General features: G+C 71.1%; 13 protein-coding genes. 10 read left to right on the plus strand and 3 right to left on the minus strand.

Annotation, left to right across the window (positions count from 1 at the left end; all coding sequences use genetic code 11):
• Positions 1-86 precede the first annotated feature (86 nt).
• Positions 87-4,373 carry a DUF3418 domain-containing protein gene (locus FXO19_RS13230; protein WP_149195577.1) on the plus strand — a complete coding sequence of 1,429 codons (4,287 nt, stop codon included), beginning with the start codon at positions 87-89 and terminating at the stop codon, positions 4,371-4,373.
• A 161-nt stretch (positions 4,374-4,534) separates the two neighbouring features.
• Here the strand turns inward: FXO19_RS13230 and FXO19_RS13235 are convergent, their stop codons facing one another.
• Positions 4,535-5,035, minus strand: a complete 501-nt coding sequence (locus FXO19_RS13235) for a hypothetical protein (RefSeq protein WP_149195578.1) — start codon at positions 5,033-5,035, stop codon at positions 4,535-4,537.
• A 127-nt stretch (positions 5,036-5,162) separates the two neighbouring features.
• Between FXO19_RS13235 and FXO19_RS13240 the strand changes: the two genes are divergently transcribed.
• Together FXO19_RS13240 and FXO19_RS13245 are read left to right on the plus strand one after the other, a co-directional pair.
• Positions 5,163-7,304: a RelA/SpoT family protein gene (locus tag FXO19_RS13240; RefSeq protein ID WP_149195579.1), complete on the plus strand. Its 2,142-nt coding sequence runs from the start codon at positions 5,163-5,165 to the stop codon at positions 7,302-7,304.
• Positions 7,305-7,632: 328 nt separating this feature from the next.
• Positions 7,633-9,123 (plus strand): hypothetical protein, encoded by a 1,491-nt coding sequence (locus tag FXO19_RS13245; protein WP_149195580.1) that lies wholly within the window; start codon positions 7,633-7,635, stop codon positions 9,121-9,123.
• A 65-nt stretch (positions 9,124-9,188) separates the two neighbouring features.
• Here the strand turns inward: FXO19_RS13245 and FXO19_RS13250 are convergent, their stop codons facing one another.
• Positions 9,189-10,481 carry a glycosyltransferase family protein gene (locus tag FXO19_RS13250; protein WP_149195581.1) on the minus strand — a complete coding sequence of 431 codons (1,293 nt, stop codon included), beginning with the start codon at positions 10,479-10,481 and terminating at the stop codon, positions 9,189-9,191.
• Positions 10,481-11,749, minus strand: coding sequence for a glycosyltransferase (locus tag FXO19_RS13255; RefSeq protein ID WP_187775779.1), 1,269 nt, complete (start codon positions 11,747-11,749; stop codon positions 10,481-10,483). The genes FXO19_RS13250 and FXO19_RS13255 overlap by 1 nt, the downstream gene beginning before the upstream one ends.
• A 171-nt stretch (positions 11,750-11,920) precedes the next feature.
• Here FXO19_RS13255 and mrcB point away from each other — a divergent pair, with 171 nt between their 5' ends.
• The 7 genes from mrcB (at position 11,921) to lepB (ending at position 20,344) form a co-directional block, all read left to right on the plus strand.
• On the plus strand, positions 11,921-14,395 hold the full coding sequence (gene mrcB / locus FXO19_RS13260; RefSeq protein WP_149195583.1) for a penicillin-binding protein 1B: 2,475 nt from the start codon (positions 11,921-11,923) through the stop codon (positions 14,393-14,395).
• On the plus strand, positions 14,392-14,931 hold the full coding sequence (locus FXO19_RS13265; RefSeq protein ID WP_149195584.1) for a hypothetical protein: 540 nt from the start codon (positions 14,392-14,394) through the stop codon (positions 14,929-14,931). The genes mrcB and FXO19_RS13265 overlap by 4 nt, the downstream gene beginning before the upstream one ends.
• Before the next feature lie 67 nt (positions 14,932-14,998).
• Positions 14,999-17,047, plus strand: coding sequence for a DNA repair helicase YoaA (gene yoaA, locus FXO19_RS13270; protein ID WP_149195585.1), 2,049 nt, complete (start codon positions 14,999-15,001; stop codon positions 17,045-17,047).
• Between the two features lie 65 nt (positions 17,048-17,112).
• Positions 17,113-18,204, plus strand: a complete 1,092-nt coding sequence (locus tag FXO19_RS13275) for an alpha/beta hydrolase (protein WP_187775780.1) — start codon at positions 17,113-17,115, stop codon at positions 18,202-18,204.
• 142 nt (positions 18,205-18,346) lie between these two features.
• Positions 18,347-18,808 carry a hypothetical protein gene (locus FXO19_RS13280; RefSeq protein ID WP_149195587.1) on the plus strand — a complete coding sequence of 154 codons (462 nt, stop codon included), beginning with the start codon at positions 18,347-18,349 and terminating at the stop codon, positions 18,806-18,808.
• 84 nt (positions 18,809-18,892) lie between these two features.
• The gene (tsaB, locus tag FXO19_RS13285; protein WP_149195588.1) at positions 18,893-19,606 is read left to right on the plus strand and encodes a tRNA (adenosine(37)-N6)-threonylcarbamoyltransferase complex dimerization subunit type 1 TsaB; all 714 of its coding nucleotides are present in this window, start codon (positions 18,893-18,895) and stop codon (positions 19,604-19,606) included.
• Between the two features lie 108 nt (positions 19,607-19,714).
• The gene (gene lepB, locus FXO19_RS13290; RefSeq protein ID WP_149195589.1) at positions 19,715-20,344 is read left to right on the plus strand and encodes a signal peptidase I; all 630 of its coding nucleotides are present in this window, start codon (positions 19,715-19,717) and stop codon (positions 20,342-20,344) included.
• Positions 20,345-20,477: the final 133 nt, after the last annotated feature.

Raw genomic sequence — 20,477 nt, forward strand, 5'->3', positions numbered from 1 at the left:
GTGCGGGACTCCTGTCGGGACGTTGCCGCCACAATAGGGCGGCTTTCGTTCTGAATATGTGACTTCCGGGAAGATATGCAAGCGCCATGACGGATTCGAGCGGCCACGCGGCGAACGCGGCATTGACACGGGCACGGGGCGCCATCGACGGCGCGCTGTCGCGCGACCGCGGGCGGCTGCACGGGTTGTGGTCGCGCTGGCGCGCCGCGCCCGGCGACATCGCGGCGCAGGCCGCGTTCGAGACCGCGCTGGAGGCCTCGTTGGCCGCGCGCGAGGCCCGCGCCGCGGCGTTGCCCGCCGCGCAGGTGGACGCCTCGTTGCCGATCGCGGCCGAGGCCGAGCGCATCGTCGAGCTGATCCGCGCGCATCCGGTGCTGGTGATCGCCGGCGAGACCGGTTCCGGCAAGACCACGCAGCTGCCGAAGCTGTGCCTTGCGGCCGGCCGCGGCGCGGCGGGCACCATCGGCTGCACCCAACCGCGGCGGATCGCCGCGCGCGCGGTGGCACGGCGCGTGGCCGAGGAACTGCAGGTGCCGCTGGGCGAGGCGGTCGGCTACCAGGTGCGCTTCAGCGACCGGGTCAGCGAACGCACGGTGGTGAAGTTCATGACCGACGGCATCCTGCTGGCCGAGATCGCCTCCGACCGCTGGCTTTCGGCCTACGACACCATCATCATCGACGAGGCGCACGAGCGCAGCCTCAACATCGACTTCCTGCTGGGCTATCTGAAGCGCCTGCTGGAGCGTCGACGCGACCTCAAGGTGATCGTGACCTCGGCGACGATCGATACCGAGCGGTTCTCGAAACACTTCGGCGACGCGCCGGTGGTGGACGTGGAGGGGCGCGGGCATCCGGTGGAGGTGCGCTACCGGCCGTTGGGCGGGGATGCCATTTCCTCCTTTGAAGAAGAAGGGCGGGCCGGGCAAGAGCAAATCCCCCCTGCCCCCCTTTTTCAAAGGGGGGGAAAGCAGGCGTCCGGAAGGGAATCGAGGAACCCGGATGCCGGGACAGTTTCCGTGCTCGACGGCATCGCCGCCGCCTGCGACGAGATCATGCGCGAGAAGGGCACCGGCGATACCCTGGTGTTCCTGCCCGGCGAGCGCGAGATCCGCGACGCCCACCGGGCGCTGGAGCGGCGCAAGTACCGCCACACCGAGGTGCTGCCGCTGTACGCGCGGTTGTCGGCGCGCGACCAGGACCGGGTGTTCAATCCCGGGCCACAGCGGCGCATCGTGCTGGCCACCAATGTCGCCGAGACCTCGCTCACGGTGCCGCGGATCCACTACGTGGTCGATCCGGGGCTGGCGCGGGTCAAGCGCTACAGCCCGCGGCAGAAGCTCGACCGGCTGCACATCGAGCCGGTGAGCCAGGCCAGCGCCGAGCAGCGCAAGGGCCGCTGCGGGCGCATCGCGCCTGGCATCTGCTACCGGATCTATCCGGAGGCGGACTTCCAGTCGCGCCCGCCCTACACCGACCCGGAGATCCGCCGCGCGGCGCTGGCCGGGGTGATCCTGCGCATGCTCACGCTGGGACTGAGCGAGATCGGCAGCGGCCTTTCGGCCGCGCCGAAACGTGGGCGCGGGCGGCCGCGGGACGGCGATGCGCGGGTCATCGAGAACTTCCCGTTCGTCGAGCCGCCGGATTCGCGCGCGATCGCCGACGGCTGGCAGCAGCTGACCGAACTGGGCGCGGTCGACGACCAGCGCCGGCTCACCGCCACCGGCCGCGCGATGGCGCGGCTGCCGGTCGACGTGAAGCTGGCGCGCATGCTGGTCGCCGCGCAGCAGCACGGCTGCCTGCGCGAGATGCTGGCGATCGCGTCGTTCCTCGGCATCCAGGACCCGCGCGAACGGCCTGCGGACCAGCGCGCCGCCGCCGACAACGCACACGCCGAATTCGCCGACCCGAAGTCGGAATTCGTCGGCATCCTCAAGCTCTGGGAGGCCTACCGCCAGACTCACGAGGAGTCGACCCAGTCGCAGCTGCGGCGTTGGTGCGAACAGCATTTCCTCGGCTTCCTGCGCATGCGCGAATGGCGCGAGCTGCACCGGCAGCTCAAGCTGCAGTGCGACGAACTGGACTGGAACACGGCCGTGGGTCCGTCGCCGCCGCCGCCGCCAAGACAGGGCAAGGGCCGGCGGCATCTGCCTGCCCCGCCCAAGGAAAAGTCAGGTGCACTCCCCCCTATGAAAAAGGGGGGCAGGGGGGATTTGCAGCCGAAACCCCGGGATCAGGAGCAAAGCGCCAACGCTCCGCCTTCCACGCAAGGGGAAGGCATCGGCAGCGCCGCCTCCTATGCCAGCCTGCATCGCGCGCTGATCGCCGGCCTGCCGACCCAGCTCGGGCAGCGCGCCGACCGCGGTCTCTACGACGGTCCGCGCGGGCGCAAGTTCCAGCTGTTCCCAGGCTCGGCGCTGGCGCGCAAGCCGCCGCCCTGGGTGCTGTCGGCGACCCTGATCGAGACCGAGCGGGTGTGGGCGCTGACCAACGCCGCGATCGAGCCCGAATGGGCGATCGCCGAGCTGCCGCACCTGCTGGCGCGGCGCCATCACGATCCGCGCTGGTCGCGTTCGCAGGGGCGGGTGCTCGGCAGCGAACAGGTCAGCCTGTTCGGCCTGGTGCTGGCGCCGAAGAAACCGGTCGACTACGGCCGCCTGTATCCGCAGGAAGCGCGTGCGCTGTTCCTGCGTGACGGTCTGGTCAGCGGCGAGATCAACCTGCGCAGTCCGTTCCTGGCGCGCAACCTGGCCACGCTCGAGCGCGCGCGCGAGGAAGAAGCCAAGCAGCGGCGCGTCGGCCTGGTGGTCGACGAGGAGTGGATGCTGCGCTGGTACGACGAGCGCATCCCGGCGGAGATCGTCGATGCGCGTTCGCTCGATGCCTGGGCGAAGAAGGCGCCGGAGGCGGCACGGCATGCGCTGGAGTGGTCGCGCGAGGATCTGCTGGTCGGCGACGAGAGCGACGCGGTGCGCTTCCCGCCGGTGCTGGCGCTGGGCGAGGCGCGACTGGCGGTACGCTACCGCTTCGAGCCCGGCGCACCCGACGACGGCATGACCGTTAGCGTGCCGCTGCACCTGCTCAATGCACTGGACCCGGCGCGACTCACCTGGCTGGCGCCGGGTTTCTTCGAGGACAAGGCGGCGGCGATGATCCGCTCGCTGCCCAAGGCGCTGCGGCGCAATTTCGTGCCGGCGCCCGATTTCGCCCGCGCCTTCGCCGAAGCGCATCCGCAGCCGGAGGCCGACGCGTTCGCCGGCGCGCTGGCGCGGTTCCTGCAGCGGCTGACCGGCGCGGAGGTGACTGCGACGGATTTCGACGAGTCGGCGCTCGATCCGCACCTGCGCATGAACCTGCGGCTGCTCGATGCCGACGGACGTCAGGTGCTGGCCGAGTCGCGCGACCTGGACGAACTGCGTACGCGTTTCGGCGACCGCGCCGCGCGTGCCTTCGCCGCGCGCGCGGCCGAAGGCATGGCGCAGCGGGGATTGAAGGACTTTCCGGACACGCCGATCCCGGTGTCGGTACCGGGCGCGGGTGGGGTTGCCGCGTACCCGGCGCTGGACGACGAAGGCGACAGCGCGTCGCTGGCGGTACATGCCGATCCCGTGGAGGCGCGGCGCCGCCACCCCGCCGGCGTGTGCCGGCTGCTGCGCATCGCCCTGGACGGCAAGCTGCGGCAGGCGCGCAAGCAGCTGCCGGTGCCGCCGAAGACCGCGCTGCTGTACGTCGCGATCGAGTCCACCGCGCCGCGGGCGACGGCAGCGCGTGAAGGCGACCTGTTGCGTGCCGACCTGGTCGATGGCGCCTGGGCGGCGTTGACCGCCGAAGGGCTGGATGCGATCCGCGATGCCGATGCGTTCGCGCAGCGCCGTGACGCGATTGCCCGCACGCTGTTCGGCGAGGCGACGCGGCGGCTGCGGCTGGCCGAGGAGATCCTCGACCGCATCGCCGAGATCCGTGCGCGGCTCGATTCCGGCCTGATGGGCTGGGCGCGCGCCAACCTCGACGACATGCAGGCGCACCTGGCCGCCCTGGCGCCGCCCGGATTCCTGCGCGATACGCCAGAGGCGCTGCTGGCCGAGTATCCGCGCTATCTCAAGGCCTTGGCGTTGCGCGCCGAACGTGCGCTGCGCGATCCGCTGCGCGATCAGCAGCGGATGCTGGAACTCAAGCCGTTCGTCGAGGCGTTGCAGCAGGCCGCCGTCGAAGGCGAAGACGGCGAACCGGGCTGGCAGGCGTTCCGGCGCGACCTGGAGGAACTGCGCGTGTCGCTGCACGCACAGGATCTAGGTACGCGTGGCAATGTCTCGCCGAAGAAGCTGGCGCGGCGGCTGGCAGAGTTGCGGGGGAAGGTGGGTCGAGCAGCGAGTTGAAACACCACGTCGTCATCCCGGCGGTTTTCAACAGCCGAATGGCTGGACAAGCCGGGATCCATGGGCTTTCGAGGCATCAACGAGACGCCTCCGGCTGTTCATGGACAGCACCCGTGGCGATGGTGCTCCGCTCGCCTCAACGGAAGGATTTGCCCGGTGCGTCACTCGATCCGCCGCACCTTGGCGCGGGTGTTGTAGCCGTCGATCTGCAGCCACCAGGCGCCAAGCATGCCCGGCCGGACCGTCACCTTGGGATCGGTCTTGCGCACGCCGGCCAGGCTGGCGCCGTCGATCTGCTCCCAGACCTGGCCGTTGGCGAGCGTATAGCGGTTGCCCTTGCCGAAGCCGCGGAACTCGCCGGTGAGGGTGCTCTCGACCGGTTCGTTGTCGCCGCCGCTGAAGAACCCGCGGCCTTGCTGCTGCTCCGCGGCCTCGCGCCGGCCTTCCTCGCGCGCCTGCTCGATCGCGGCGGTGCTGCCTTCTCCGCCGCGGCGTTGCAACCAGGCGTTCAGGGCGGCAAGCTCCTGCGAGCTGAGCTTATTCAGGCCGGCGTCGACGAATTCCTGATGCGTCATCTGCTGCTCGAGCGGCGGCTGCTGTGCGGCGACGGATGCGGCACACGCCAGCAGTGCGGCGGCGGACAGGAGGCGAAGGATGCGCATGATGGATTCCTCGTGATGGTGATCGTTGATTAGGCCGGCAGCGGAAGCCGCACTGTATCGGTGGCTTCTGGGTGCCTGGACAACTTTGTGTAGTGTAGACCCACTGTCCCGATAGTCGTGACCACCCTTGGCGGCCTCCGACCGCACTCCGCTGGAGACCCTGCTCGCGTTGCCGGCCACGGCTGCGCTGACGCCCGTGCTGCGCGACCTGCTCGCGCGTGCCGCCTCGGGCAGCGGGACGGCGGCCGCGCCGGACGAGCCGTTGCCGCTATTGATCGACACGCTGCAGGCGCTGGCGTTGTTGAACGCCGATGCCGAGGTCATCGCCGCCGCGATCCTGTACGCGGCGCCGGACTGGGCCAGCCGTATCGAGGCGGACCTGTCGCAACGACACCCGGCGATCGCCGCCCTGCTCGATGGCCAGCGCGCCGCCCACCAGGTCTGGGCGCTGCACGCCGAACGCGGCGGGCGCGGCAACCAGGAGGGCCTGCGGCGCCTGCTGCTGGCGATCGTGCGCGACTTGCGCGTGGTGCCGATCCTGCTGGCACGGCAGCTGGCGCACCTGCGCGCGGCGGCGAAGGCGCCACCCGAAGAGCGGGCGGCGCTGGCGCGACTGACCCGCGACATCCACGCGCCGCTCGCCAATCGCCTTGGCATCTGGCAGCTGAAGTGGGAACTCGAGGACCTCGCCTTCCGCCACCTCGATCCAGAGACGTATCGCCGCATCGCCGGCCTGCTCGATGACAAGCGCACCGGCCGTGAAGGCTATATCGAGCAGGTCAAGCGCGACCTCGAGCGCGTGCTGGCGGCGCAGGGCATACGGGCTGAGGTCGCGGGCCGGCCCAAGCACATCTACAGCATCTACAGGAAGATGCAGCGCAAGGACGTGCCCTTCGGCGAACTGTACGACCTACGCGCGGTGCGGGTGCTGGTGGATGACGTGCCCGCGTGCTACGCAGCGCTGGGCGTGGTGCACGCGCTGTGGGTGCCGGTGTCGAGCGAATTCGACGACTACATCGCCCGGCCCAAGCGCAACGACTATCGCTCACTGCATACCGCCGTGGTCGGCCCCGAGGGCAAAACGTTGGAGGTGCAGATCCGCACCCACGAGATGCACCAACAGGCCGAGCTCGGCGTAGCCGCGCACTGGCGCTACAAGGAGGGCGGCAGCGGCGATGCCGCGCTGGAGCGCAAGATCGAATGGATGCGCAAGCTGCTGGAGTCGCACCAGGACGGCGGCGACGAGGCGGCGCTGGCCGGCGCACTGGACACCGAACTGGTCGAGGACCGCATCTACACGCTCACCCCGATGGGCGAGGTGATCGACCTGCCGCGCGGTGCGACGCCGCTGGACTTCGCCTACCACGTACACACCATGGTCGGGCACCGCTGCCGGGGCGCCAAGGTCAACGGCCGCATCGTGCCGCTCGACCACCGCCTGCACAGCGGCGACCGGGTCGAGATCCTCACCGGCAAGACCGCCGAGCCGCGCCGCGACTGGCTGCTCGCCGCTAATGGTTATCTCGCCAGCGGCCGCTCGCGCGACAAGGTGCGGACCTGGTTCCACAAGCTCGACCGCGAGCGCAACCTGCAGGCCGGGCGCGAGCTGCTCGATCGCGAACTCAAGCGGCTGGGATTGCAGCACGCCGACCCGGCGCCGGCGCTGCGCAAGTTCAGCGTCGCCACGCTCGACGATCTGCATGTGCTGGTCGCGCTCGGCGACGTCGGCCCGCACCAGGTCACGCGTGCGTTGCTGGAGCACGCGGCACCGCCGGAGCCGGCGACGGTCGCCGCGCCGCGGGCGCCGCGCAAGCCGCCGCAGCCGAGCTCGGCCTTCAGCGTGGTCGGCGTCGACAACCTGCTGGTGCAGACCGCGCGCTGCTGCCGGCCGTTGCCGGGCGAGGCGATCGCCGGCTATCTCACCCGCTCGCGCGGCGTCAGCGTGCATCGTGCCGACTGCGCCGTGCTGCAGCGCCTGGCGGCGCGCCAGCCGCAGCGCATGCTGCCGGTGGAGTGGGGGCGGACCGGCGGCGCCCACGACGCCGACGTGACCGTGGAGGGCGTCGACCGCAAGCACCTGCTCAAGGACCTGACCAACCTGATCGCGCAGGAGGATGCGCACGTGCTGGCGATCAGCAGCGACGGCGGCCGCGGGCTCGGCCGGATGCGGCTGCGCTTGCAACTGCGGGTGCAGGACTACGGCCAGCTGTCGCGGCTGCTGGGCAAGATCGAGGGCATCGCCGGGGTGGAGCGCGCCTATCGTGTCTAGGTTTCGAACTGCTCCTGATCCAGAGCCGGGCCGGTAGAAGCGGTTTTTACCGCGGTTTCGCGCGAATGAACGCGGATCAAGGCCAGGTGCGGCACGTTGCTGTTCCCGTCGTTCTATCGGTGTTGATCCGTATAGATCCGCGGCGAAATGGCGTTACGCCGCCGCCGAACCGCCATTCCCGCGCGTCTTCTCTTATGCTGCGTGCGTGAGCCGCGACCACGATCCGCAGATTCCGCCCGCTCCCGCCGAAACGCCGGCGCGCCGGCCGGATGGCCGGCGTGAGCCGGTATTCGGCGAGCTCCGCGCGTGGCTCCCCGACAGGCGCCGCATGCATCGCGGACGTGGCACCGAGACCGGATGGCAACGTCACTGGCCGTGGCTGGCGGCGGCGCTGGGCGTCTTCCTGCTGCTGTTGCTCGTGTTGCGCGAGCCGCTTGCCGATCGCCTGTGGCCGGAGCCGCCCGCCCAAGAGCTGCGCGAGCAGGCAGCTGCCGCGCTGCAGCGCGGCCACCTGAGCGCGGCGGACGGCAGCGGTGCCCGCGAACTGTACGAGGCCGCGCTGGCGATGGAACCCGACCGCAACGAGGCGAGCGAGGGACTGACGCAGGTCGCGCTGGCCGCCCTGGCGCAGGCCGACAACGCCACCCGGCAGAACCGCTTCGAGGACGCCCACCGGGCGTTACGCCTGGCGCGTGAACTCTCGGCGCCGCGCGAGGCGACCCGGGCCACCGCCGATGCCCTGCGCGTGCGCGAGGCGGCCCATGCCGGGCTCGATCGCATGTGGGTCCGCGCGCAGCAGGCGCACGCGGCCGGACGCCTGCATGGCGCCGAAGACGCCGCGTTGCCCCAGTACCGCCGCATCCTGCAGCTGGACCCCGGCAACGACGATGTGCTGCGCGCGCGCGAGGACGCCATCGGACAACTGCTACAGGACGCACGCGCCGGCCTGCGCCGCGGCGAATTCGCGCCGGCGGCCGCGGCGATCGCCGTGGCGCGCGAATACGATCCCGGGCATGTCGATCTGCCCGACACCGAGGCGCGGCTGGCCGAGGAGCGCGATGCCGCAGTGCGCAACGCCCACCAGGATCTGGAGGCAAACCGCCTCGAGTCGGCCGAGCAACGCTACCGCCAGTTGCTGGACATCGATGCCGAGGCGCCCGATGCCCGTGCCGGGCTGGTCCAGGTCGGCGTGGCGCTTGCTCGGCGTGCCGAGCGACTGGCGTCCGATTTCCGCTTTGCCGATGCCGACGCCGCCCTGGTGCGGGCCCGGGTCCTGGCGCCGGAGCACGCGGCGGTGCGCGCCGCGACGCAACGCATCGAGCGGTCGCGCCGTCTCAAGGCGCAGTTGGAGCCCGCGCCGTCACGGCAGCGGCAGCAGCGTGTCGCGGTGTTGTTGCGCGAGGCCGCCGCAGCCGAACAGCGGGGTGAACTGTTGGCACCGCCGGGCGACAGCGCCTACGACAAATTGCGCGCGGCGCGCGCCATCGCACCGGACGATGCGCGGGTGCGGCAGGCCGGCGACCGGCTGCTGCCGTTCGCGCGCGACTGCTTCGAACGCGAATTGCGCAACAACAGTCTCGGCCGCGCCCGCGCGTGCCTGGACGCCCGGTCCGCGCTGGCCGACGAGGAGGATGCCCTGGCGCAGGCGCGGCGGCGCCTGGCGCAGCGCTGGCTCGCGGTCGGCGACGAACGCCTGGCCGCGGGCGAGCTGCCGCCGGCGCGATCGGCATTGCGTTTCGCCCGCGAGGTTGACGCCGCGGTGCCCGGGCTGGCGGAGTTCGCCGAACGACTGCGCGCGGCTTCGGCATCCGGGGATTGAGACGCGACGCATCGGCGGGGCATTGCCGTGCGTGCCGGCGCCGAAGCAGCGGAGTAGGTCGAGGTTTACTGCCTGGGAGAGGCGACGCCGCGCAACAGCCCGTCCAGGCGCGCGGCGATCTGTCGCCAACCATATTCGCCGACAGCGTCGGCGCCGAGCGAAAGCCCTTCGTCCAGCCGGTCCCGTGCCTTCGCCTCCGCCAGCACCGCCAGCTGCGCACCGATGCTCTCGATCGTGTTCGCGCAGGTCCAGCCGCTGCGCAGGCGCACGATCGTGTTGGCGACCGGATCATCGCCGTTGCTCAGGTGCAGAATTGGCCGACCAGCCCCCAGGTATTCGTAGAACTTTCCCGGAATCTGGGTGGCGTCGTCATTGGCGATGTTGACCAGCACGTCGGCCTGCCGCTGCAGGTCGAGAATCGCGTCGTGCGGCAGGAAACCGAGTAGGCGGATCCGCTCCGGCGTGGCCTTCGCGGCGGCAACGACCGCCTCGGGCACCGTCACCGCGGCGATGCTCAGCCGGAGCATTGGGTGCGCATCGAGCGCCCGCATCAGTGCATCGGCGCGACGGAAGCTGTAGAAGCTGCCGGTGTATAGCAGTTCGAGCCGGTCGCGATCGAAGATGCCAGTCGCCGCGGTTGCCCGCGCGCGAGGCCGGTCGTCAAATCCCTGCGGCAGTATGCCGATATCCGCGCAACGGCCGTGCCGCTGGCGCAGCAGATCAGCGGCGCCGGCGTTGGTGACCGTGACCAGGTCGGCGCGATCGCAGACCATCTTTTCCAGTTGTTCGGCGCGGTGCCGCCAGTGCGGCGCGACATAGCCGGCAAGCACCGGATCACCGAGATCGGCTGCCCAGCGGAAGCCCCGTGCCTGCGCCGATAAGCCGAGTTCGAGCGTAGTGGCGGGCTCGTGCGAACTGATCACCAGATCGGGAGCGATTCGGTCCAGTAGCGGCTCCAGCGCACGCCCTGCCCAGAACCGCCATTCGCCGCGGACATCGGGGAACCAGATGCGCTGCGCCACCGTCTGCACCACCTCGGATACCTGCTGTTTCCAGTTGCGCGGAGGACGCAGGGCCGCGCTCGGTGTTCCGGGATCGGTGGTGGTGATGGCGACCGCCTGGCGCCGACGCCGCTTGCGGATGAACGCAAGCATGCCCCGCACCGGCCCCGGAAAGGTGCGGTGTATGCGCACGCTGTCGGGCAACGCCGGCAGTCCGGGCGTCTCGCCTCCCAGGTCCGGCGCCAGCACGTGCACCTCGTGCCCGAGCGCGGCGAGTTCGCGCGCGAGATAGGTCCAGCGCAGCGACTGCGGCGACGGGCTGGGCGGAAATTCGTAGGCGATCAGCAGCAGGCGCATCAGCGGGAGACGGGTGGCAGGGAGGCGGCGATGGTGGCGCGTGCGGCCTCGAATGAGAAATACCGACGCACGTTGTCGCTGCCGGCGCGCGCCAGCCGCATCCACAGCGCCGCATCGCCATGCAGGCGGACGGCGGCGTCGGCGAACGCCTCGGCGGCGTCGGCCACCAGCAGGTCGTCGCCGTCGCGCAGGTGCATGCCCTCGGCGGCGCACGAGGTCGCCACCACCGGCATGCCGGCGGCCATGCACAGGTTGATCTTGCCCTTGACTCCGGCGCCGAAGCGCAGCGGTGCCAGGCCCACCCGGCATTGCGCCAGCAGCGGTCCCAGGTCGGGCACGTGCCCGTGCAGTTGCACGCCGTCGACGAGGGGGGCATTTCCGGTCACGGCTTCGGGCATGCCTTCGCCGACGATGTGCAGCGCACAGCCGGGCAGTTGGGCGTGGACCCGCGGAAAGATCTCGGCCAGCAGCCAGCGCACCGCGTCCACGTTCGGCGGATGCCGTGCACCGCCGACGAACAGCAGGCCGCTGCGCCGCAGGAATGGCGCCGGCGCATCCTCGGCCTCGTGCAGGTTGGGCAGGACCTCGACCCGTGCGGTCGGCAGCGCCCCCCGGAGCAATTCGGCTTCCACCGGACTGACCACCCAGGTCACGTCCGCGGCCGCCGCGGCCTGTAGCTCGCGCTTGCGGGTGATCGCCGCCAGTCGCCTGAGCCGACGATCGCCATGCAGATCGGCTTCGCGCGCCTCGCGCAGGTGGTGCAGGTCCACGGTATCGAGCACCACGTGCAGCGCGGGCGCGATCTGTCGCGCCAACGGAATCAGGAACTCGGCCAGGTGATAGCGGCTGACGATCAGGACGTCGTAGTCACGCAGGTGGCGCGCGAACCAGTGTGGGTAGGGCTCGGCGCTTGCATGCACGGTCACGCCGAGGCCGTGCAGGGCCTCCGTATGTTCGCCGGCCTCGGCGCGGTCATCGGGCAGGAAATCGACCCGGTCACCGTCGGCGCGCAGCAGCCGCATCAGGTTGAAGGCCCGGAGCGAGCCGGAATCGCGGTCGGGTCGCGGTGTGGCAACGTCGATCAACAGGATGCGGCGCCCGCCACCTGCCCCCCCCGATCCCTGGGGCCGCGGCACCGGGGAGGGCACCGTCCGTGGCGCCTTCAGCCGCGCCAGCATGCCGCGCCATCCGCGCGCGTGCAGCGCCAGGCGCAGCCGGTGTAGGCGGGCGCGCAACCGGCGCCAGTGATACATCAGGTGTGGAAACACGGCGTCGGCTGTCGTTCGCAATCTGAATGGTCGGCCACCCGCGGCGCAATCGTGCCGGCGCCGCTGCGCTAGACTCGCGGGAATGCCCATTGTCGCATCCCGCGCATGCGTCGTATCGGATCCCGTTCGCCCGTGCGGAGCAGGTCGCGTCGGGCCCTAGACCCCAGGTTCATGGCCCGCATCGATTACGACGAAGACGATCAGGACGACCGCGTGCGCCCCGACTGGCGGCGGCGGATCCTCACCTGGGGACTGGCGGCGATCGGCCTCGGCCTCGGCTTCCTGATCCCCTATACCCTGTACCTGAACCAGCAGGTGAGCCGGCACTTCGGCGAGCTGCAATGGCAGGTGCCGACCCGCGTCTACGCTCGGCCGCTGCAACTGGTGCCGGGGCTGGCGATGGACGCGCGGACGCTGCAGGTCGAGCTCGAATCGGCCGCCTATCGCGAAGGCGACGGCGAACGCGCCGGCACCTGGTCCGGCGGCGAAGGCAAATGGACGATCGCCAGCCGCGGCTTCCAGGACGTGGACGGTGCCGTCGCGCCGTCGCGGCTCGAGGTCACCTTGTCCGGCGGCCGGATCTCCCGGTTGCGCGATGCCGACAGCGACAAGCCGGTCGAACGCGCCCGGCTCGACCCGGCGCGGATCGCCACCCTCTACGGCCAGAAGCAGGAAGAGCGGCGGCTGGTGCGGATCGAGGAGGTGCCGGTGCTGCTGACCGACGCGCTGCAGGCGGTCGAGGACCGCGATTTCGCCCACCACCACGGCATCGACCTCAGCGGCATGCTGCGCGCCGCCTGGGTCAACCTGCGCGCCGGTGAGGCGAAACAGGGCGGCAGCACGCTGACCCAGCAGCTGGCGCGCTCGGGGCTGCTCGGCATCGGCCGCGAGCAGACCTATGCGCGCAAGTTCAACGAGATCCTCTACGCGCTGCTGATCGAGGCGCGCTACGACAAGGGCACCATCCTCGAGGCCTATCTCAACCAGGTCTACCTGGGCCAGCGCGGCGCGCAGGCGATCCACGGCGTGGCCGCCGGCGCCGAGTTTTGGTTCGGGCGCCAACTGGCCGACCTGGAGACCGAGCACATCGCGCTGCTGGTGGGGATCATCCGCGGCCCCTCGTACTACGATCCGCGCCGGCACCCGGAGCGCGCCAGGCAGCGGCGCGATTTCGCCCTGGCGCAGATGCACGAGAGCGGCCTGATCGACGCCGCCGAGTTCGAGCGCGCCGTCGCCGCGCCGCTGGGCATCAGCAGCTCGCCTGGCAGCCTGGCGGCCAACCGCTTTCCCGCCTATGTCGACCTGGTGCGGCGGCAGCTGGCGCGCGACTACCCGTCCGACGCCCTGCAGGGCGCGGGCCTGAGCGTGATGACCGCGATGTCGCCTGCGGCGCAGGGTTATGCGGAAGGCGCGGTGCGGCGCACCATCGAGGCGCTGAGCAAGGGCAAGGGACCGCCGCTGCAGGCCGGGCTGGTGCTGACCGACGTCGACAACGGCGAGGTGGTCGCGGTCGTTGGCAGCCGCGAGCCGACCCAGCACGGCTTCAACCGCGCGATCGAGGCGCACCGCCCGGTTGGCTCGCTGCTCAAGCCGTTCGTGTACCTGCTGGCGCTGGCGCAGCCGGCCAGCTATTCGCTGGCGACCTGGGTCGACGATGCGCCGATCACCGTCACCCTGCCCAACGGCAAGCGCTGGACGCCGGTCAATTCCGACAAGCGCAGCCACGGCAGCGTGCGCCTGATCGACGCGCTGGCGCGCTCCTACAACCAGGCCACGGTGCGCATCGGCATGCAGGTCGATCCGCGCCGGTTGGCGGACCTGCTGCGCACGCTCGCCGGAATCGAGGCCAATCCCAATCCGTCGCTGATCCTGGGCTCGGTCGACCAGAGCCCGTACGCGATGGCGCAGCTGTACCAGTTCCTGGCCTCCGGCGGCGAGATCCAGCCGCTGCGCCTGGTGCGCGGCGTGCTCGATCCGGACGGGCGCACCGTCAATCGCTACGACCAGACGCCCGCCGATGCCCAGGAGGGCGACGCAGTGGCCGCGCGCCTGGTCACCCTGGCGCTGCAGCATGCGGTGACCTCCGGCACCGGCCGCCAGCTGGTCAACGACGGCCTCGGCCGGCTCAAGCCCGCCGGCAAGACCGGCACCAGCAACGACGGCCGCGACAGCTGGTTCGCCGGCTGGACCGGCGACCATCTGGCGGTGGTGTGGATCGGCAACGATCAGAACGAGACCACCGGCCTGTACGGCGCCACCGGCGCGATGCGGGCCTGGTCGGACCTGTTCGCGCGGCTGCCCAGCGCGCCGCTCGAGGTCGGCGACGGCGGCCTGGACTGGCAGTGGGTGGTGCAGGGCTTCAGTACCGAATCCGGATGTCCGCAGGCGCGTCGTTTCCCCTTCGTCGAAGGATTCGCGCCGCCTTACCAGCCCTGCGACTATGGTCAGCCCGATCCCTATTACAGTGCCTACGGCCAGTCCGAGGGCGCGCAGGTTCCGCAGCAGGGACAGCCGGCGCAGCAGCAGGCGCCGGCACGCGGCTGGCGGCGCTGGTTCGGGCTCGGAGACCGCGAGCCGCCGGCCGAGGCCCCGCCCGTCGCCGAACCAGAACCCCAGCCCGTTCCGCAATCCGAAGACGAACCATGAGCAAACGCCTCGTCATCTCGCTGCCGCACGCGGCAGCGCTCCTGTTGGCCCTCGGTCTGGCGGCCTGCGCCAGTGCGCCTGCGGATGATGCGCCCGCTGCGCGGGTGGCGGAGGTCCCGGCGGAACAGATGATCGCCAGCATTCGTGCGGCCGCTGGCGATGGCGAGGGTGAGCTGGCGGTGCAGCCGTTGCGCGATCCACAGGTCGAGGACCTGCGCCAGCAGGCGGCGCGGCTCGAAGCGCAGCGCGACTACGCCGGCGCCGCGGCCGCGCTCGACCGCGCGCTGCAGATCGTCGACGGCGATCCGGCGCTGCTGCAGGAGCGCGCCGAAATCGCATTGTTGCTGGGCGACTACGACACCGCCGACCAGCTGGCCCAGCGCGCCTATGCGCTCGGCGCACAGGTCGGGCCGCTGTGCCGCCGCCACTGGGCCACCCTGGAGCAGCTGCGGCTGCGTGCCGGGGATGCCGCCGGCGCTGCGTCGGCCAGGGAACAGATCGACGGCTGCAAGGTCGCCGGTCCCGTGCGGTACTGAGCATGCGGCATCGACTCCGCGGCGGGAGCGCGCTCCCGCGCCCGTCGTCGTCGCGCGGGCGAGTGGCATGAGTCCGGATCCCGCAGCAGCGGTCGTCGCCGACGACACGCTGGCCGGGGCCGGCCGCGCCGCGTTGGGCGAGGGCGGCGCGCTGGCGGGCAAGATCGCCGCGTTCGTGCCGCGGCCCTCGCAGCAAGAGCTGTCGGTCGCGATCGCCGCCGCCTTCGACCGGCGCGGCACGCTGCTGGCCGAGGCCGGTACCGGCACCGGCAAGACCTTCGCCTATCTGGTGCCGGCGCTGCTCTCGGGCCTGAAGACCATCGTCTCCACCGGGACCCGCGCGCTGCAGGACCAGCTCTACCACCGCGACTTGCCGCGGGTGCGCGACGCGCTCGGCGTCGGCCTGAAGAGCGCGTTGCTGAAGGGACGCGCCAACTATCTCTGCCTCTACCGGCTCGAGCGCGCCAAGGGCGAGCCGCGGCTGCCGACCGGAACGTTCGCCTCGCGCGAACAGGTGGCGCTGTTCCAGCGCGTCGTCGCCTGGGCCGGGCGCACGCGCATGGGCGACCTGGCCGAGCTGGAAGCGCTGCCGGACGATTCGCCACTGATCCCGATGGTGACCTCCACCGTCGACAACTGCCTGGGCAGCGAATGCCCGTTCTGGAACGAATGCTTCGTGGTGCAGGCGCGGCAGCGCGCGCAATCCGCCGACCTAGTGGTGGTCAACCATCACCTGTTGCTGGCCGACCTGGCGCTCAAGCAGGAAGGCTTCGGCGAGATCCTGCCCGGGGCGCAGGCGTTCGTGGTCGACGAGGCGCACCAGCTGCCGGAGCTCGCGGCGCAGTTCTTCGGCGAGGGACTGAGCGCCCGCCCGCTGGTCGAACTGGCGCGCGACGCGCTGGGCGAGTGCAAGGAGGTCGAGGGATCGTTGGCGATGCTGCAGATGCCGGCGCGCGACCTGGAGCAGGCGGTGCGCGGGCTGCGCGCGGCGATGGAAACGCTGCCGCCGCGCGGCACCCGCGACCGTGCACGCAACGACGCGGCGGTGGACGAGGCGCTCGCCGCACTGGCCGCGGCGCTGCGCGATTTCGCCGCGGCGGTGGCGCCGCTGCGCGAGGCGGCGCCGGGATTCGACGCCTGCCATGCGCGCACGCTGGAGTTCTGCAGGCGTCTTTCGAGATGGTGGCAGGACGACGAGGGCGCCGCCGCCGAAGACGACGCCGACGATGCGCCGGCGTCGCACGACCTGGCGGAGGATGCCGACGACGTGCGCTGGTACGAGCTGTCGCCGCGCGGTTTCCGCCTGCAGCGCACGCCGCTGGACGTCTCCGGTCCGCTGCGCCAGCACCGCGAACAGTCGCGCGCGGCCTGGGTGTTCACCTCGGCGACGCTGGCGGTCGACGGCCGCTTCGACCACATTGCCGCGCGCCTGGGGCTGGATGCGCCCGAGACCCTGCTGGCGCCGAGCCCGTTCGACTGGAACACGCAGGCGCTGTGCTACCTGCCACCGCGGCTGCCGCAGCCGTCGGCACGCGACTACACCGGCGCCGTGATCGATGCAGTGCTACCGGTGCTGCACGCCTCCGGCGGCCGCGCCTTCCTGTTGTTCGCCTCGCACCGCGCGCTGCGCGAGGCCGCGGCGCTGCTGCGCGGTGGTCCATGGCCGCTGTTCGTGCAGGGCGAGGCGCCGCGCCACGTGCTGCTGCAGCGCTTCCGCGAATCCGGCAACGGCGTGCTGCTCGGCGCCGCCAGTTTTCGCGAGGGCGTGGACGTGGTCGGCGCCGCGCTCAGCGTGGTGATCATCGACAAGCTGCCGTTCGCGGCGCCCGACGACCCGGTGTTCGAGGCGCGGCTGCAGGCGATCCGCCGCGCCGGCGGCAACCCGTTCCCGGACGAGCAGCTGCCGCAGGCGGTGATCGCGCTCAAGCAGGGCGTCGGCCGCCTGATCCGCAGCGAGAGCGATCGCGGCGTACTGGTGCTGTGCGATCCGCGGCTGACCGACAAGGGCTATGGCCGGGTGTTCATGGGCTCGATGCCGCCGTTCCCGGTCACGCGCGAGATCGGCCGCGTCGAGGCGTTTTTCGCGGACCTGGAATCAAGGGTTTACCCCAGCTGACGCGGCCGGATCGGGCTGTATAGCATGGGCCGTGGACAACCATGTCCGTGTGCAGGGAGCGGTCCATGAACAGTCCCGTCCAGCTCAACGCCCCGTCATCGGCCCAGTTGCCGCCGTACTGCCCGTCGCCGCCGCCGCAGGGCATGGACGCACGGGCGGCCGCGGAATGGTGGAGCGGATTGTCGGCCGGCGAGCAGCAGGCCTATGCCCTGTACCAGCCGGCCAACCTGGCGAAGATGGACGGCCTTCCCGCCGAGGTCCGGCACGAGGCCAACCTGCTGGGCCTGCGCGAAGACGCGGCCAACGGCCACGACCGCGAGAACGCCCAGGCGCTGCTGGACCGCGTCGAGCAGTCCTGGAGCGATCCGGGCACCGAGAACATCTACCTGCTCGGCTACGAGGCGCCTGGACGCAACGGCTCGCCGGACGCGAAGGTGATCGCCAGCATCGGTGACCCCAACAGCGCCGACAACGTCGCGGTCTACGTGCCCGGCACCGGCACCGACCTGGGCAACGTCGGCGGCTCCATCGACCGCATGGACGACCTGCGCGCGCAGGCCGAGATGATCCCCGGTTCCGGCGACACCGCCACCATCGTGTGGCTGGGCTACGACGCCCCGGACAACCTGCTGTCCGCCACCCAGGGCAGCCATGCGCGCGAGGGCGCAGCGGACCTGAGGGGATTCACCGAAGGCCTGCGCGAATCCAGCACCAGTCCCGACGCGCGCACCACGGTGATCGGGCACTCGTACGGATCCACCGTCGTCGGCACCGCCGACGCGCTGGAGGGCAGGGGCCTGGCCGCGAACGACGTCATCGCCATGGGCAGCCCCGGAATGGGCTACGAGCACGAGTCGCGTCGCCCGGGCTGGGGCCCGTTCCGGGTCGACGGCCCACTGGTCGACGACGTCAGCGACATGCACATCAGCGAGAACCACTTCTGGGCGGGCGCCGCGAGCAACGATCCGGTCACCTATACCGAGGTGCATGGCAACAGCCCGGTGGACTGGAGCTTCGGCGGGCAGCGGATCACCACCGACGGCGCTTCCGGACATTCCGAGTACTGGACGCCGGGCACCGAGGCGCTGCGCAACCAGGCCTACATCCTGACCGGCAACTACGACCAGGTCCAGACGACGGGGCGGCGCGTCGGGTGACACGGTGCTGCGTGTGACGCATGTACGTCCGCAGGTAGCGCACAGATGCCCGCAGGCATCGAAGACGATCGCCTTGGCGGCCGTCGTGCTGGCATTGGCCTCCGCTTGTCACGCCTCTGGCGATGGGGTACAGATGGACGCCATGGAATTGAAGGAAAGCCAGCAGGCGGCGCGCGATTTCGTGCCCGAGGTCGAGGCCTTCCTCGGCGCGCTGCCGATCACCCGCGAGAAGTTCTCGATCCGCGTCAATCGCTGCGACGGCACCGAAGGCGAGCAGCGCGACGACATCTACCACATCTGGGTCGGGCTGCGCGGCGTCGCGCCGGGCAACGATGTCGCCGCGATCCTGGATGGCCTGCACGCGCGCTGGCGCGACGCCGGCTGGACGATCACGCGCTACCGCCGCCTCGACAACGGCGGCGTCAACTTGGCCGCCACGGATCCGGCGACCGGCAACGGCTACACGCTGGACTCGGGCTTCGAACCGGCACCGGACGCGTATGTCGTGGGCTTCTTCAATACGCCCTGCTACCAGAGTCCTTCGGGCAAGGTCGACTTTGGTGAGATCGATTCGCGCACGGCCGGCATCGGCCTGGTGCGCTGACGGCCCTTGCCGGCACGTGTGCCGGGGCGGCGACAAAAAGCGGTTACGCTTTCCCGCCACCATGCGCCACTCACCGTCTTTCCGATGAAGCTGCTTGCCTTCGAAACCGCCACCGAAGCGTGTTCGGTCGCCGTGTGGAGCGACGGCGAGCTCTGCGAGCGCTTCGAGATCGCGCCGCGACGGCATGCCGAGCTGGCGCTGCCGTGGGCGGAGGCGCTGCTGGCGGAGGCCGGAATCGCCCGCACCCAGCTCGATGCGATCGCGGTCGGTCGCGGGCCCGGCGCCTTCACCGGCGTGCGCCTGGCGATCGCGCTGGCGCAGGGGATCGCGCTGGCGCTGGACCGGCCGGTGGTGCCGGTGTCGACCCTGGCCGCGCTGGCGATGCGGGCGGCGCCCGACCGGCCGGGACCCGTGCACATCCTCGCCGCGATCGACGCGCGCATGGGCGAGGTCTACAGCGGCGCCTTCCGGCGTGTCGACGGGGCGTTGACGGCGCTCTCGGCCGAATCGGTCGCCGCTCCCGACGGGGTCGTGCTGCCCGGCGATGCATCCGGGTGGTGGGGAGTGGGTACCGGCTTCGCCGCCGCCGAGGGAGCGCTGACCACGCATCTGGCGTCGCGGATGATCGCCATCGATCGCACCGCGTTGCCGCGGGCCGGCGATGTCGCGCGACTCGCGGCGCCGGAGTTCGCGGCCGGCCGCACGCTCGCGCCGGAGCGGGTCGAGCCGGCCTACCTGCGCGACCGGGTCGCCCTCACCCTGGCCGAGCAGCAGGCACGGCGTCGGGCTGTGGAATAGTCACCGCGCCGGGGGGGCGGGCGGCGCGAACGCGAACTCCGCCGGTGCGCAGCGGTCCGAAGAGCTGCCGCGGCGGTTGCCGCAGCTTCCCTGCACATGGAGACTTCGATGGAGATCGCCGAACCCGAACGCAGCAGGACCCGCAGGACGCTGGACCGGTTGCGCACCGACGTGTTGCCGTTGCTGGTGCTCGCGGCACTGATGCTGGCGGCGCGATCGTCGTTCGCCAACCACTACCACGTGCCGAGCGGTTCGATGCAGCCGACGCTGCAGCCCGGCGACCGGGTCGCCGTGGACATGACCGCCTATGGCGTGCGGATTCCCTTCACCCTGTTCGACGTGGTGCCGCGCGGCGGGCCGCGCCCGGGCGAGGTGGTGGTATTCGACTCACCGGCCGACGGCACGCGTTTGATCAAGCGGGTGGTGGCGGTGGCCGGCGACACGGTGGAGCTGGTCGATGGTCGCCTGCGCATCAATGGCGCCGCCCTGCAACCGGGCGGTCTGGTCGACGTGGAGCGTTTCGGTGCGCGCGAGGTGGCGCTCGACCTGCGCCACGGCGGCGGCCCCGGCATCGTGCCGACGGTCGTGCCCGACGGCATGGTGCTGGTGCTCGGCGATCATCGCGGACGCAGCGCCGACGGCCGCTACTTCGGGCTGGTGCCGGAGCGCGAGTTCTACGGGCGCGCGATCGCGGTGTACCACCGCCGCGGCGAAGGGTTCATCTGGAAACGGCTCTGAGGGGCCTGGATTCTGGGAAAACTCAAAGTCCGTCATCCCGGCACCTTGTGCCGGGATGACAGGCCGTCCAGCCTTTCACGAATCACGAATCACGAATCACGAATCACGAATCACGAATCACGAATCACGAATC

Source organism: Luteimonas suaedae (assembly GCF_008312895.1).
In the GTDB taxonomy this organism is placed as follows: Bacteria; Pseudomonadota; Gammaproteobacteria; order Xanthomonadales; family Xanthomonadaceae; genus Luteimonas; species Luteimonas suaedae.

Bases quoted from the DNA above. Each gene is read 5' to 3' on its own strand.
- FXO19_RS13230 (WP_149195577.1), top strand. From the start codon at position 87: ATGACGGATTCGAGCGGCCACGCGGCGAACGCGGCATTGACACGGGCA.
- yoaA (WP_149195585.1), top strand. From the start codon at position 14,999: ATGAGTCCGGATCCCGCAGCAGCGGTCGTCGCCGACGACACGCTGGCC.
- FXO19_RS13265 (WP_149195584.1), top strand. From the start codon at position 14,392: ATGAGCAAACGCCTCGTCATCTCGCTGCCGCACGCGGCAGCGCTCCTG.
- FXO19_RS13250 (WP_149195581.1), bottom strand. From the start codon at position 10,481: ATGCGCCTGCTGCTGATCGCCTACGAATTTCCGCCCAGCCCGTCGCCG.
- tsaB (WP_149195588.1), top strand. From the start codon at position 18,893: ATGAAGCTGCTTGCCTTCGAAACCGCCACCGAAGCGTGTTCGGTCGCC.
- FXO19_RS13275 (WP_187775780.1), top strand. From the start codon at position 17,113: ATGAACAGTCCCGTCCAGCTCAACGCCCCGTCATCGGCCCAGTTGCCG.
- FXO19_RS13235 (WP_149195578.1), bottom strand. From the start codon at position 5,035: ATGCGCATCCTTCGCCTCCTGTCCGCCGCCGCACTGCTGGCGTGTGCC.
- lepB (WP_149195589.1), top strand. From the start codon at position 19,715: ATGGAGATCGCCGAACCCGAACGCAGCAGGACCCGCAGGACGCTGGAC.
- FXO19_RS13245 (WP_149195580.1), top strand. From the start codon at position 7,633: ATGCATCGCGGACGTGGCACCGAGACCGGATGGCAACGTCACTGGCCG.
- mrcB (WP_149195583.1), top strand. From the start codon at position 11,921: ATGGCCCGCATCGATTACGACGAAGACGATCAGGACGACCGCGTGCGC.
- FXO19_RS13280 (WP_149195587.1), top strand. From the start codon at position 18,347: ATGGAATTGAAGGAAAGCCAGCAGGCGGCGCGCGATTTCGTGCCCGAG.